Genomic DNA, 2,227 nt, shown 5'->3' with positions numbered 1-2,227 from the left:
AGCTGGTCCAGCACCCGCTCGCCGAGGTGGCCGAACGGCGGGTGCCCCAGGTCGTGCGCGAGCGCCGCGGCCTCGACCACGTCGGGATCACAACCGCCGAGCTTGTCCAGCACGTCGGCGTAGCGGGGGTCCGCGGCCAGGCGTTCCGCGATCGCCCGGCCCACCTGGGCCACCTTCAGGCTGTGCGTGAGCCGGTTGTGCACCAGCAGGCCGGCGCCGCCGGGGCTGATCACCTGGGTCACGCCGCCGAGGCGGGCGAAGAACGGCGAGCTGACGATCCGGTCCCGGTCGACGCGAAAGGGACTGGTGGCGAGGTCGCCAGGGGCGACGAGACTGTCGCCGAAGAGGCGCCGGGCGCGTGGATCGTCCATGCGCCCGACGCTAACGCACCGGACTACCGGGACTGGAGCGCGTCCAGGGCCACCGACATCGCGGCGACCAGCCGGCGGTCCAGCTGCGGGTCGTGGATCGTCACGACATACTTGTCGCGCAGGCCCCACTTCTTGACCACGGAGAACGCCGGGCGGCCGTTCAGCAGGAACTCGAAGTGGTACGGCAGCCAGGACAGCGAGTCGACGAAGCGGCGCAGGATCGCGACGGTCAGGTTCGTCTCCCGGCCGATCATCTCGCCGTAGCCGGGCTGCTCCAGGTGCCACGTCGAGCGCAGCAGGGATTCCTTGAAGTTCTTCCGGAACAGGCCGATAGGACTACCGGAGGCGTCCGTGATGTCGTAGGTCGCGCCGAGGTCGAGGACCTGACGGGCCTTGAAACCGAGGACGGGAGTGGTCTTGGTGTCGTCGGTGTAGAGAGTCACCTGCTCCTTGAACGCCATCCGCTTCTGCTGGGCGAACGCGAGCACGCCGGCCTCCGAGCCGTCCGGGGCGACGGCGTGGACCTCATACTGGTTGACCATCAAGCGGACGCGCTGACGCACGATGAGCTGCTGCTGGGTCTGAAGGGTGTCGACAGTCACGGCGGCAGTGTGACATACCGGTGCTTAGCTGAGGAGATCCACAGCACCACGGTGGCGCCGGGTGCCGGTGGGCGGTCAGACTTGCAGCCGGACAGAACTGACACGGAGGATCTCGCATGGCGAAACAGGCAGACGGCCGTCGAGGGCGCACCGGGGCATTGGTGGCCCTGGCACTGGGGGCCGCTGCGGCCTGGGCCGCTCGTGACATCCCCGCGCAGATCGGCGGCCGCAAGATCGGGGCCCGCGCCGACGGCGAGCGCGGCGAGCGGTACACCCGTTCCCCGCAGTTCTCCGACGGCAAGTTCCGCAACACGGTCCCGGCGACCATGGTGACCGCGGGCTCGATGCCCCGGATCCTGGCCGCGACGCTGACCGACCGCGACCGCCGGCACCCGAGCCAGCCGATCCCGGTGCTGCGCCCCGAGTTCGGTGGCGACCCGGGCGGGCTGCACGTCACCTGGTTCGGCCACTCGTCGGCGCTGGTCGAGATCGAGGGCCGCCGGGTCCTGCTCGACCCGGTGTGGAGCGAGCGCTGCTCCCCGTCCCGGCTGACCGGCCCCAAGCGGCTGCACGAGCCCCCGCTGGCGCTGCGCGAGCTGCCGCCGATCGACGCGGTGCTGATCTCCCACGACCACTACGACCACCTCGACATGGACTCCATCCGCAACCTGGTCGACCTCCAGGCGGCGCCGTTCCTGGTGCCGCTGGGCGTCGGCGCGCACCTGGAGCGCTGGGGCGTGCCGGCCACCCGGATCATCGAGCTGGACTGGGACGAGCGGGCGACCGTGGCGGGCATCGAGTTCATCGCGACCGCCGCCCGGCACTTCTCCGGCCGCGGCTTCACCCGCGACGAGACCCTGTGGTCGTCCTGGGTGATCGCCGGCCCCACCCGCAAGGCGTTCTACTCCGGCGACACCGGCTACTTCCCGGGCTTCGCGCAGATCGGCGCGGAGCACGGCCCGTTCGACGTGACGCTGGTGCAGATCGGCGCCTACGGCGACGCCTGGCCGGACATCCACATGGTGCCCGAGGACGGCGTCGCCACCCACGTCGACGTGCAGGGCGGCCTCATGATCCCGGTGCACTGGGGCACGTTCAACCTGGCGCTGCACGACTGGCCGGAGCCGGCCGACCGCACCTGGCGCGAGGCCAAGGCGCGCGACGTGCGGCTGGCGGTCCGTCGTCGTCGCCGCTCGTGCCATCGGCCGATCGTATACCCATAACGGCATGCGTTACGGGGTGGCGGCGTCCCAC

3 protein-coding genes are annotated in these 2,227 nt (G+C 71.0%); 1 reads left to right on the top strand and 2 read right to left on the bottom strand.

The window, feature by feature from the left end; genetic code table 11:
* Positions 1 to 371, bottom strand: a 371-nt coding sequence (locus tag AB0C29_RS44750) for an HD domain-containing protein (protein ID WP_360833946.1), incomplete at its 3' end; no start/stop codon positions are given.
* 23 nt (positions 372 to 394) lie between these two features.
* On the bottom strand, positions 395 to 973 hold the full coding sequence (locus AB0C29_RS44745; protein ID WP_360833944.1) for a hypothetical protein: 579 nt from the start codon (positions 971 to 973) through the stop codon (positions 395 to 397).
* Positions 974 to 1,089: 116 nt separating this feature from the next.
* Here AB0C29_RS44745 and AB0C29_RS44740 point away from each other — a divergent pair, with 116 nt between their 5' ends.
* Positions 1,090 to 2,196, top strand: coding sequence for an MBL fold metallo-hydrolase (locus AB0C29_RS44740; RefSeq protein ID WP_360833942.1), 1,107 nt, complete (start codon positions 1,090 to 1,092; stop codon positions 2,194 to 2,196).
* Positions 2,197 to 2,227: the final 31 nt, after the last annotated feature.

It is taken from the genome of Actinoplanes sp. NPDC048791 (assembly GCF_040650095.1).
GTDB lineage: Bacteria > Actinomycetota > Actinomycetes > Mycobacteriales > Micromonosporaceae > Actinoplanes.
The sequence above is the reverse complement of the archived record's forward strand: the minus strand, read 5'-3'. Positions and strand labels throughout refer to the sequence as shown.

What these genes read in the sequence shown, in the direction of transcription:
- AB0C29_RS44740 (WP_360833942.1), top strand. Translation starts at nt 1,090, where the DNA reads ATGGCGAAACAGGCAGACGGCCGTCGAGGGCGCACCGGGGCATTGGTG.